This window comes from Intestinimonas timonensis, from assembly GCF_900626145.1.
GTDB lineage: Bacteria > Bacillota > Clostridia > Oscillospirales > Oscillospiraceae > Intestinimonas > Intestinimonas aquisgranensis.
In genome coordinates this window covers 1,985,636-1,996,661 of the sequence record NZ_LR130817.1, presented here as the reverse complement: position 1 = coordinate 1,996,661, position 11,026 = coordinate 1,985,636, and the positions used below count along the sequence as shown (strand labels likewise).

The 11,026-nt window shown below is 64.4% G+C and carries 7 protein-coding genes; all 7 read left to right on the top strand.

Annotated elements, in window-relative coordinates; translation table 11 throughout:
- The first annotated feature begins 17 nt into the window (after positions 1–17).
- On the top strand, positions 18–3,800 hold the full coding sequence (gene rpoC, locus E0E29_RS16645) for a DNA-directed RNA polymerase subunit beta' (protein ID WP_130850758.1): 3,783 nt from the start codon (positions 18–20) through the stop codon (positions 3,798–3,800).
- Between the two features lie 411 nt (positions 3,801–4,211).
- Positions 4,212–5,249, top strand: coding sequence for a LacI family DNA-binding transcriptional regulator (locus E0E29_RS16640; protein ID WP_130850757.1), 1,038 nt, complete (start codon positions 4,212–4,214; stop codon positions 5,247–5,249).
- Positions 5,250–5,374: 125 nt separating this feature from the next.
- On the top strand, positions 5,375–6,367 hold the full coding sequence (gene galE, locus E0E29_RS16635; protein ID WP_130850756.1) for a UDP-glucose 4-epimerase GalE: 993 nt from the start codon (positions 5,375–5,377) through the stop codon (positions 6,365–6,367).
- 4 nt (positions 6,368–6,371) lie between these two features.
- Positions 6,372–7,865: a UDP-glucose--hexose-1-phosphate uridylyltransferase gene (gene galT / locus E0E29_RS16630; RefSeq protein ID WP_207303620.1), complete on the top strand. Its 1,494-nt coding sequence runs from the start codon at positions 6,372–6,374 to the stop codon at positions 7,863–7,865.
- Between the two features lie 128 nt (positions 7,866–7,993).
- Positions 7,994–9,193: an SEL1-like repeat protein gene (locus E0E29_RS16625; RefSeq protein ID WP_130850755.1), complete on the top strand. Its 1,200-nt coding sequence runs from the start codon at positions 7,994–7,996 to the stop codon at positions 9,191–9,193.
- Positions 9,194–9,207: 14 nt separating this feature from the next.
- Positions 9,208–9,612, top strand: coding sequence for an SEL1-like repeat protein (locus E0E29_RS16620; protein ID WP_130850754.1), 405 nt, complete (start codon positions 9,208–9,210; stop codon positions 9,610–9,612).
- 34 nt (positions 9,613–9,646) lie between these two features.
- Positions 9,647–10,993, top strand: coding sequence for an S-layer homology domain-containing protein (locus E0E29_RS16615; RefSeq protein ID WP_130850753.1), 1,347 nt, complete (start codon positions 9,647–9,649; stop codon positions 10,991–10,993).
- The last annotated feature ends 33 nt before the right edge of the window (positions 10,994–11,026 follow it).

The following is an 11,026-nucleotide window of genomic DNA, read 5'->3' as shown; positions in this document are numbered from 1 at the left end:
AGGGAGGACGATAGAATATGAGCTATGCTGAGTTTGACGCCATCCGAATTGGCATCGCCTCCCCGGAGCAGATCCTCGAGTGGTCCTACGGCGAGGTCCTCAAGCCGGAGACCATCAACTACCGCACCCTGAAGCCCGAGCGGGACGGTCTGTTCTGCGAGAAGATCTTCGGGCCCACCAAGGACTGGGAGTGCCACTGCGGCAAGTATAAGAAGATCCGCTACAAGGGTAAGATCTGTGACCGCTGCGGCGTTGAGGTCACCCGGGCCAAGGTCCGCCGTGAGCGCATGGGCCACATCCAGCTGGCCGCCCCTGTGTCCCACATCTGGTACTTCAAGGGCATCCCCTCCCGGATGGGTCTGCTGCTGGATATCAGCCCCCGCATCCTGGAAAAGGTCCTCTACTTCGCCGCCTATATCGTCACCGACCCCGGCTTCTCCCCCCTGGCCAAGAACCAGATCCTCACCGAGAAGGAATACCGCGACATGCGGGAGAAGTACGAGGACGACTTTGAGGCCGCCATGGGTGCCGAGGCCGTGAAGAAGCTGCTCCAGGACATCAACCTGGAGGAGCTCTCCGAGCAGCTCCGTGCCGAGCTCAAGGACGCCTCCGGTCAGAAGAAGGCCCGCATCGTCAAGCGCCTGGAGGTGGTGGACGCCTTCCGTATCTCCGGCAACAAGCCTGAGTGGATGATCATCGACGTGCTGCCCGTCATTCCCCCCGAGCTGCGCCCCATGGTGCAGCTGGACGGCGGCCGCTTCGCCACCTCTGACCTGAACGACCTCTACCGCCGGGTCATCAACCGCAACAACCGCCTCAAGCGCCTCATCCAGCTCAACGCCCCCGACATCATCGTCCGGAACGAGAAGCGGATGCTTCAGGAGGCGGTGGACGCCCTCATCGACAACGGCCGCCGCGGCCGTGCCGTCACCGGCGCCAACAACCGTGCCCTCAAGTCCCTCTCCGATATGCTGAAAGGTAAGCAGGGCCGTTTCCGTCAGAACCTGCTGGGTAAGCGCGTGGACTACTCCGGCCGTTCCGTTATCGTGGTCGGCCCTGAGATGAAGATCTACCAGTGCGGCCTGCCCAAGGAGATGGCCATTGAGCTGTTCCGCCCCTTCGTCATGAAGAAGCTGGTGGAAGACGGCCTGGCCAACAACATCAAGTCCGCCAAGAAGATGGTGGACAAGGGCCGCCCCGAGGTGTGGGATGCCCTGGACTTCGTCATCAAGGAGCACCCCGTGATGCTCAACCGTGCGCCTACGCTGCACCGTCTGGGCATCCAGGCCTTCGAGCCCGTCCTGGTGGAGGGCCGCGCCATCAAGCTCCACCCCCTGGTGTGTACCGCCTTCAACGCCGACTTCGATGGCGACCAGATGGCCGTTCACGTGCCTCTGTCCGCCGAGGCCCAGGCCGAGGCCCGCATCCTGATGCTCTCCGCCAACAACCTCCTGCGTCCTCAGGACGGCGGCCCCGTCACCGTGCCCACTCAGGACATGGTGCTGGGTTCCTACTACCTCACCTATGAGAAGTACGAGGACCACGACTTTGCCTACGAGGATGTGGCTGCCGTGAAGGCCGCCCTGGCTGAGGGTACCGTCCAGCCCGACGACAAGGTGTGGGTGAAGCACCCCGGCTCCCTGGACGACATCCCCACCTACGCCGGCATCTGCGCCGACACTCCCGACGGAGAGCTGCCCCGTGAGATCTACCGGGTGTACTCCGACGACGGGGAGGCCCGTCTGGCCTACGACGAGGGTGAGCTGGATCTCCACATGCCCATCCTGGTCCGCCGCTCCATGGAGGTGGACGGCGAGACCCGCCACAAGCTGGTCCGCACCACTGTGGGCCGCCTGATCTTCAACGAGGGCATCCCCCAGGATCTGGGCTTTGTGGACCGCACCGATCCCGAGACCATGTTTGATCCCGAGATCAACTTCATCACCGGCAAGAAGCAGCTGGGCAAGATCATCGACAAGTGCATCACCAAGCACGGCTTTACCGTTTCCGCCACCGTGCTGGACACCATCAAGGCCCGGGGCTATAAGTTCTCCACCCGCGGTGCCCTGACCGTCTCCATCCACGACATGACCGTGCCGCCTCAGAAGCCCGCCCTCATCGCCGCCACCGAGAAGGAGATCGTCAAGATCGACCGGCAGTACAAGCGCGGCTTCCTGACCAACGACGAGCGGTACCGTCTGGTGGTCCAGGCCTGGGAAAAGACCACCAAGGACGTGACCGACGCCCTGATGAACGTGCTGGACCGGTACAATCCTATTTGGATGATGGCCGACTCCGGCGCCCGTGGTTCCACCGCCCAGATCCGTCAGCTGGCCGCTATGCGTGGCCTGATGGCCGATACCTCCGGCCGTACCATCGAGATCCCCATCAAGTCCAACTTCCGTGAGGGCCTGTCCGTTCTGGAGTACTTCATCTCCTCCAGAGGCGCCCGTAAGGGTATGGCCGATACCGCCCTGCGTACCGCCGACTCTGGTTACCTGACCCGTCGTCTGGTGGACGTGTCCCAGGAGGTCATCATCCGCGAGCACGACTGCGGTACCCACGACGGCATCATGGCCAGCGAGATCGTGGAGAACGGCCAGGTCATCGAGACCTTCGGCGAGCGCCTGAAGGGCCGCTATCCCGTGGAGGACATCTGCGATCCCAAGACCGGCGAGGTCCTCATCAGCCGGGATACCATGATGACCCCCGATGACGCCAAGCTCCTGGAGGAGCACGGCATCCATCAGGTCATGATCCGCTCCGTGCTCACCTGTGAGTCCCGCAGCGGCGTGTGCTCCAAGTGCTACGGCATCAACCTGGCCATCGGCGAGACCGTGGGCGAGGGCGAGGCCGTGGGTATCATCGCCGCCCAGTCCATCGGCGAGCCCGGTACCCAGCTGACCATGCGTACCTTCCACACCGGCGGCGTGGCCGGCGGCGATATCACTCAGGGTCTTCCCCGTGTTGAGGAGCTCTTTGAGGCCCGCCGTCCCAAGAAGATGGCCCAGCTGGCTGAGATCAGCGGTAAGGTCACCATGGAGGACGCCAAGAAGGGCGGTATGGTCAATGTCACCATCACTGCCAACGATGGTGAGGTGGTCACCTACACCCTGGCCCACAACTCTGGTATCCGGGTGAAGGAGGGCGACACCGTCCAGAAGGGCGATATGCTCACCGACGGCGCCCTGTATCCCGCCGACGTGCTGCGCATCCGCGGCATCCACGCCGTGTACGACTACCTCATCCAGGAAGTTCAGAAGCCCTACCGTCAGCAGGGCGTTGATATCAACGACAAGCACATCGAGGTCATCGCCCGTCAGATGATGCGGAAGGTCCGCGTGGAGGACGCCGGCGACTCCGACCTCCTCAGCGGCTCCACCATCGACCTCATCGAGTTCAAGGACGCCGAGCGTGCCGTCCAGGCCCGTATCGACGCCGGTGAGACCAACAACGGTCTGGAGCTGAAGCTCCCTGTGGCCACCCGCCTCATCATGGGTATCACCAAGGCTTCTCTGGCCACCGAGTCCTTCCTGTCCGCCGCCTCCTTCCAGGAGACCACCAAGGTCCTCACTGAGGCCGCCATCAAGGGCAAGGTGGACCACCTGCTGGGTCTGAAGGAGAACGTTATCATCGGTAAGCTCATCCCCGCCGGCTCCGGCCTGGCCCGGTACCGCCAGTTTGACTGGGGTACCATGAGCCCCGACGATGCCCCCGCCGAGCAGGCTGCCGAGGCTGAGGCTCCGGTCATGGAGGACCAGGAGATCCCTGCCGAGGACGAGACCATCACCGTGGAATAAGGGCTGGTTTCAGCCAATAAAAAGTACCGGCGCACAGACTTTGTCTGTGCGCCGGTGCTGAGCCTGTCGACAAAGTCGACAGGCTCTCTCAAAAATGCAGGCATTTTTTCGAAAAGATGCAGGCCGCTGCATCGCACTCGCTTCGCTCGCACGTTTGCGGCCTGAGCAGTGTTTTTTCCGAGGCACATGTCCCCGGAAAAAACAGACTGTACTTGATTCCGTCGTCTGCGGACGACGGAACTCTGCGAGGCTCTTGCACAAAATCTGACGTATATGCCCTTTTTCGACAACCTGAGCACCGGCGCACAGACTTTGTCTGTGCGCCGGTGCTTTTTTCCTTGCAAACAAGCGTCGTCAGAGCTACAATATTTTTAGTAAAATTAGGTGTGATATTGGAAAGGAGGGAGGCCCATGGCCACCCTGAAGGAGCTCTCAGAGCGGACGGGCTATGCCCCGGCCACCATCTCCCGCATCCTTACGGGGGACCCCAGTCTGGCGGTGAGCCCGGAGGCGCGGAAGAAGGTGCTGGAGGAGGCGGGCAGGCTCAACTACGCCGCCACCAAGTCCCGCCGGGGCCGGGCGCCCAAGACCCTGATGTGGGCGGCGGCGGCGGAGCGGCTGACTCCCGCCCAGCAGCTGGAGGACCCCTTTTACCTCTATCTCCGCGGCCATGTGGAGCAGGCCTGTCTGGATCAGCGCATCGCCTTTCAGACCCTGGCCCGGCGGGGGGAGGGCTTCGCCCCACCGGAGGGTGCGGTGGATGGGGTGGTGGCCATCGGCCGCTTCTCCCTCCGGGAGGCGGAGTCGCTGGCGGCCATGAGCCCCAATGTGGTCTTCCTCAACGCCTCCCCGGACGAGTCCCGGTTCGACTCGGTGGTCCTCAACTACGACCTGGGCATCCGTCTGGCGGTGGACTACCTGCTGGGGCTAGGCCACCGGAAGGTGGGCTTTATCGGCCCGGCCCTGCGGCCCGACTACCGGGGCGAGCCTGCCCCGGAGGTCCGCCGGGAACGCTTCATGGCCCACATGGGCTCATACGGACTGCTGGACCCGGCCTTTCTGGTGGAGGCGCCCATGGATGCCCATTCTACCGCCGCCGCCATGTCTGCCTATCTGGCTTCCGGTGCCCCACGGCCCACCGCCTTTCTGGCAGCCAGTGAGGAGACCGCCCTGGGTGCTGTCCGAGCCATTACGGAAGCGGGGCTCTCCATCCCAGGCGATCTCTCCCTGGTCTCCTTCAACGATACCCCACTCTCCGCCCTGGTCACCCCAGCCCTCACCTCAGTGTCCACCCACGCCGAGGAGATGGGCCGGGCTGCCGTCCGGCTCCTGGCGGAACGGGCCGACCTCCCGAACCGGCCGCCGGTCCGCACCCTGCCGGTGAAACTGGTGGTCCCACCCTCTCTGGTGGTCCGGGAGAGTGCCGCTCCTCCGTCAGATTGCCCATAAGGGCCGGGTCCCAACTGTGCGCTACGCCAAAGTTAAATTTTTAGTAAAAATTCGTCTTGCTATTTTCTCCCTGGGCGGATATACTGGAATCACCAGAGGAAACGTGGAAAGGAAGGCGCATCAGAATGGCAATTTTAGTGTTGGGCGGAGCTGGCTACATCGGCTCCCACACGGTGTACGAGCTCATTGACGCAGGCCGGGACGTGGTGGTGGCGGATAACCTCCTCACCGGCTTCAAGCAGGCGGTCCACCCCAAGGCCCGGTTCTATCAGCTGGACATCCGGGACAAGGGTGCCCTGGACACCCTGTTCCAAGCGGAGCACATCGAGGGCGTGATCCACTTTGCCGCCTCATCCCAGGTGGGGGAGAGCATGTCCGACCCCCTGAAGTACTATGACAACAACCTCTACGGCACCATGGTGCTCCTGAAGTCCATGGTGGAGCACGGGGTGGACAAGATCGTTTTCTCCTCCACCGCCGCCACCTACGGGGAGCCTGAGCGGGTGCCCATCCTGGAGAGCGACAAGACCGTGCCCACCAACTGCTACGGCAACACCAAGCTGTCCATGGAGCAGATGATGGGCTGGGTGTCCAAGGCCCACGGCCTTCGGTATGTGGCCCTGCGGTACTTCAATGCCGCCGGCGCCCACATCTCCGGCGCCATCGGTGAGGCCCACAACCCCGAGACCCATCTGATCCCCATCATCCTCCAGGTGCCCAACGGCCAGCGGGACCATGTGGGCATCTACGGGGACGACTACCCCACCCCCGACGGCACCTGCATCCGGGACTACATCCACGTCACCGACCTGGCCCAGGCCCACATCCTGGCCCTGGACTACCTGATCAAGGGCGGCGAGAACAACGTCTTTAACCTGGGCAACGGTGTGGGCTTCTCCGTGAAGGAGGTCATCGACGTGGCCCGAAGCGTCACCGGCCACCCCATCCCCGCAGAGGTCTCTCCCCGCCGGGCCGGCGACCCTGCCCAGCTCATCGCCTCCTCCGCCAAGGCCGTGGAGGTCCTGGGGTGGCAGCCCAAGTACAACGACCTGAGCACCATCATCTCCACCGCTTGGAAGTGGCATCAGGCCCACCCCAACGGCTACGGGGAGGGCTGAGCACATGGTGGACAGAGAGATCCAGGCCTTGGTGGCCTACGCTCTGGATACCGGCCTCATTGAGCCCTGCGAGCAGGTATGGGCGGTGAACGCCCTGCTGGAGGCCCTGGGACTGGACAGCTATACCGAGCCGGAGACCCCGGCGGAGCGGTCCGTGGACCTGCCGGCCGTGCTCACCGCCCTCATGGACGATGCTCACGCCCGGGGCGTGCTCAAGGAGGACTCCGTGGTCTACCGGGACCTCTTCGACACCAAGCTGATGGGTGTGCTCACGCCCCGACCCGCCCAGGTCATCGGCAAGTTCCAGGCCCTCTGTGCAGAGAGTCCGGAGAAGGCCACCGACTGGTACTATAAGTTCAGCCAGGATACCAACTATATCCGCCGGGACCGCATCGCCAAGGACGTGAAGTGGATCGCCCCCACGGAGTACGGGGATCTGGATATCACCATCAACCTCTCCAAGCCGGAGAAGGACCCCAAGGCCATCGCCGCCGCCCGGAACCTGCCCGCCTCCGCCTACCCCCGGTGCCAGCTGTGCGCTGAGAACGAGGGCTACGCCGGCCGGGTCAACCACCCCGCCCGGGAGAATCACCGCATCGTCCCCATCACCATCAACGGCTCTCCCTGGTTCTTGCAGTACTCCCCCTACGTCTATTATAATGAGCACTGCATCTGCCTCAACAGTGAGCACGTGCCCATGAAGATCGACCGGGCCTGCTTTGCCAAGCTGCTGGACTTTGTGGGCCAGTTCCCCCACTACTTCGTTGGCTCCAACGCCGACCTGCCCATCGTGGGCGGCTCCATCCTGGCCCACGACCACTTCCAGGGCGGCCACTATACCTTCGCCATGGAAAAAGCGCCGGTGGAGACCCCCTTCACCTTCCACGGCTACGAGGATGTGAAGGCCGGTATTGTGAAGTGGCCCATGTCGGTGGTCCGCCTCACCGCCGCCGACCCGGCCCGGCTCATCGACCTGGCCGACAAGATCCTGCTGTCCTGGCGGGACTATACCGACGAGGCCGCCTTCATCTTCGCCGAGACCGACGGGGAGCCCCACAACACCATCACCCCCATCGCCCGCCGCCGTGGGAGCGACTATGAACTGGACCTGGTGCTCCGCAACAACATCACCACAGCCGAGCACCCCCTGGGTGTCTACCACCCCCACGCCGAGCTCCACCACATCAAGAAGGAGAACATCGGACTCATCGAGGTCATGGGCCTGGCTGTGCTGCCCGCCCGGCTGAAGGAGGAGCTCGCCGCCGTGGCTGATGCCCTGGCCTCCGGCGCTGATCTCCGTGCCGACGAGCGCACTGAAAAGCACGCTGACTGGGCCGAGGGCTTCAAGGGCAAGTACACCATCACGGCGGACAACGCCCTGGACATCGTGGAGAAGGAGACCGGCCTGGTCTTTGCCCAGGTGCTGGAGCACGCCGGTGTCTACAAGCGCACCGCTGAGGGCAAGGCCGCCTTCCTGCGGTTCCTGGAGCAGATCTGAGCCATACTATATTTTTGCGCCGTCCCGGAAGAGATTCCGGGACGGCGCTTTACTATTGTATAGAGCCTCCGCCGCCTGTACGGTGGATGCGGGCCATGGTAAAATGGAATAAAACGGGAGGGGTGGACATGAAAGGGCGAGAGACGGACCTGCGCATCCTGCAGCGGCACCTGTCCGGCCGGGGCCGGAAGGTCTTTCCCAACCAGGTGGTGTTTTATAACGGGGTGCTGGGCCTCACCGACCCGGCCCTGCTGCCCGTCCCCATGGTGGAGGCGCTGGGCCGGCTGGGCAGCGGTCAGCGGCCCGACGAGCCCCTGTGCCGGCAGATGGACTACCTCCTCCACCACTGCCTGGACAGCAACTCGGCCAACATTGGTAAGCACATCAACGACCTGCCCGACAACCCGGTGCCCAAGGCCCACCGGGCCCACTACCTCAACGACCGAAACCGGGGAGAGATCCTCCGACGGCTGCGGGCGGTGATCCAGTACTGCCTGGTGCGCCGCTCCTCCCGGGACGCCATGGAGGAGGGGGACTTCGCCGCCCTCCTGGAGCAGCTGAAGAGGGAGCTGGGCGGGGCGTCGGACACCCTGCGCCAGACCGACCTCCTCACCCCTGGCATCCTGGCCAACGTGATCTACGAGGTCCTATGCTCCTTCTTCACCCAGGTGCGCACCGACCTGGCCCGGGTCCGGGGGGCGGAGCGCCGGGTGGAGCAGCAGAATTCCGAGTACTTTGCCAAGGTGGACCGCTTCGGCAATCGGAACATCGACCGCTTTTTTGCCCTCCAACGCCTGGCCGGTAGCAACGCCGTGGCCGCCAACGAGCTGGCCTGCGTCTACTACTATGGGGCGGAGTACCTGTGCGTGGAAGAGGGCGAGGGCAACGACGGCTGGTTTCGGGTGGAGCGGGACCACGAGCTGGCGGCAAAGTACTTCAAGCTGGCTGCCGCTTGGGACCCGCCGGTGACCAGCGCCTGCTGGTCCCTGGGCCACATGGCCCTCAACCGGAAGATCGCCGGCCTGGACGGCGAGGAGGCCGACCGGCTGGCCGAGACCTATTTTCAGTACGCTGCCGATCAGGAGTTCACGGCGGCCCACAACAGCCTGGGGCTCCTGGAACAAAAGCGGGGGGACCGGCTGCTGGAGCGGCTCCACGCACTGACGGGGGAGGAGCGGGCGGCCATGCTCTCCCACTACCGCCGGGCCCTGGAGCTCTGGGATCGGGCGGGGCAGGACGGCTGGCCCTACGGCCATATCAACGTGGCGGAGTCCTGTCCCGGGCCGACTACCGGCGGCATGTGCTCCCCCTGCTGGGGCCGGAGCTGAAGCTGGAGGGTCCCATGGACACGGCCGGGCGGTGGCAGCTGGCCGCCGACCAGGGCAATCTGTGGGCCATGAACTGCCTGGCCCTCCTCAAGTGCGACGGAGGAGACCTGGAGGGGGCCAGGGCCCTGTGGGAGCGGGCCGCCGCCTGGAACTACCCCACCGCCCGGCTCAACCTGGCTCTGCAGCTCTACGCCCCCGACGGCCTGACCTCGGACCCGGAGGCCTACCGGGCCAATCTGGAGATGGCCTCCGCCCAGGGCAGCGCCCAGGCCAGCTACCGGCTGGCTCTCCTGGCCCTGGACCGCAGCCTGCTGGACGCCTCGGCCTGGCTGGCCCGGGCGGAGGAGCAGAACTATGAAAAATTCAGCATCGAGCTCTATCACAGGATCTGTGATCTGCGCCGTCGCATCGAGGGCTGACGCCCTTTGCGGATAGAAACGAGGAGGTATGACCATGAAAAGACGCATCCCCATCTGGGCCCTGACGGCGGCCTTGTGCCTGCTTCTGTGCACGACCGCGGTCCCGACGGCCAACGCCGCGGACGCCTCTGGGACCGTGAGCGACTTCGAGAGCAGCTGGCAGCTGGAGGAGCTGTACGAGATCGGCGGCTGGACGGGCGCCACGGAGCTCTTTGCCCCGTATCTGGAAGGCACCATGGAGCTGCCTGTCTATTTCGTCGGCGAGGATTCGCTGATGACCGCCGTTCAGGACAACTACTATGATCTCCGTGTGGCGGATCAGGCCCTCTGGACCACGTTCGGGCTGGACTATGACGCCGGGACGGAGGTGGACATGTCCCAGGCGCAGTTCTACGACGTGGAAGAGTACGGCCCCTCCGCCCATATGCAGGGCTCTGTCTACGTCCTCCACAAGGGGGTGTATACCTGCTACCGCGATGTGGCCTATGCCACCCCCGACTGCATCGTCGTAGCGGGGGCCGACACGGCGTCCGAGGCTACCGACGTGCCTGAGACCGCTGAGGACGCCTATACCGTCACCGACGACGCCGGCAACGTCTTTACTCTGGACAAGCCCTATGTGGCGGTTTCCGCAGACGAGCTCAGCGGCACCCCCGAGCATGAGCCCCAGCCCGGCACCACCGTCACCGCCCCGGAGGGGATCGACTTCTACATGTGCCTCTCCTACTCCATCCTGACCGGAAACGGCGGCGGTGGCGAGGTGAGTGAGGACGACCGCCGCAGTGTCACCGTGGTGGAGGACAAGATCTACGAGTTCAGGACCGACGCCGACACCTGCATCAACTTCCGGGTCCCGCCGGTGAATCCCTTCAACGATGTGGCCGAGGATGCCTACTACTACGCCCCTGCCCTCTGGGCGGCCAAAACTGGCGTCACCACCGGCACCAGCGCCACCACCTTCTCCCCGGAGCAGACCTGCACCCGGGGAGAGATCATCACCCTCCTGTGGCGGTTTTACGGCTCTCCTGAGCCAGAGGCCGCCGGCTCCGCCTTTGACGACGTCACCGATCGCGACAGCTACTACTACAAGACCTGCCAGTGGGCCGCGGAGCAGGGCATGACGGACGGCGATACCTTTGCCCCTGGTGACCTCTGCACCCGGGCCATGGCGGTGGAGTTCCTGTGGCACGCCAACCAGCGTCCCCAGGTGGAAGCGGATACCGGCTTTGCAGACGTGCCCGCCGGGGCCTCTTACGCCGACGCGGTGACCTGGGCCGTGAACTGGGGCGTCACCCAGGGCACGGGCGAGGGGACCTTCTCACCCAACCTCACCTGCACCCGGGGCCAGATCGTCACCTTCCTGTTCCGCACCATTTGGTAAAAATAAAACGCGTCCCGGCTCTTTCTCAGAGCC

Bases quoted from the DNA above. Each gene is read 5' to 3' on its own strand.
- rpoC (WP_130850758.1), top strand. From the start codon at position 18: ATGAGCTATGCTGAGTTTGACGCCATCCGAATTGGCATCGCCTCCCCG.
- E0E29_RS16640 (WP_130850757.1), top strand. From the start codon at position 4,212: ATGGCCACCCTGAAGGAGCTCTCAGAGCGGACGGGCTATGCCCCGGCC.
- galE (WP_130850756.1), top strand. From the start codon at position 5,375: ATGGCAATTTTAGTGTTGGGCGGAGCTGGCTACATCGGCTCCCACACG.
- galT (WP_207303620.1), top strand. From the start codon at position 6,372: ATGGTGGACAGAGAGATCCAGGCCTTGGTGGCCTACGCTCTGGATACC.
- E0E29_RS16625 (WP_130850755.1), top strand. From the start codon at position 7,994: ATGAAAGGGCGAGAGACGGACCTGCGCATCCTGCAGCGGCACCTGTCC.
- E0E29_RS16620 (WP_130850754.1), top strand. From the start codon at position 9,208: ATGGACACGGCCGGGCGGTGGCAGCTGGCCGCCGACCAGGGCAATCTG.
- E0E29_RS16615 (WP_130850753.1), top strand. From the start codon at position 9,647: ATGAAAAGACGCATCCCCATCTGGGCCCTGACGGCGGCCTTGTGCCTG.